This window comes from Vibrio sp. 10N.222.52.B7, assembly GCF_041474275.1.
Taxonomy (GTDB): Bacteria; Pseudomonadota; Gammaproteobacteria; order Enterobacterales; family Vibrionaceae; genus Vibrio; species Vibrio crassostreae_C.
The window spans coordinates 1-291 of sequence record NZ_JBFRTU010000102.1; the positions used below are offsets into that span (position 1 = coordinate 1).

The window sequence follows — 291 nt, forward strand, 5'->3', positions numbered from 1 at the left end:
GTATTTGGAGCACCTCGACGCACTGCCCCTACATGATATTCCATGTGCTCAATGGTCACATCTCGCGTACTGCTAAAGCCCATTTCAACCATGCCGACAGTATCACCAACGAGAATAATAGGTATCCCAGCAGATTCGATACTTGCAGCCACAGGGAATGTATAAGCAGTCAACATCGGAATACGTTGTTTCCCTTTCATTTCCATAAAAGAACTTGGAGTGTGTTTCATGTTCTTGCTCTCATAAAATCATGCGTTATTAAAGCACTGATACTATTAGTTTTAATTGAGC

1 protein-coding gene is annotated in these 291 nt (G+C 41.9%); it reads right to left on the reverse strand.

Going from position 1 to position 291, the window contains the following annotated elements:
• Positions 1-230: 3-methyl-2-oxobutanoate hydroxymethyltransferase (locus tag AB4512_RS20480; protein WP_372175497.1), on the reverse strand; the 230-nt coding region annotated here is incomplete at its 3' end.
• Positions 231-291: the final 61 nt, after the last annotated feature.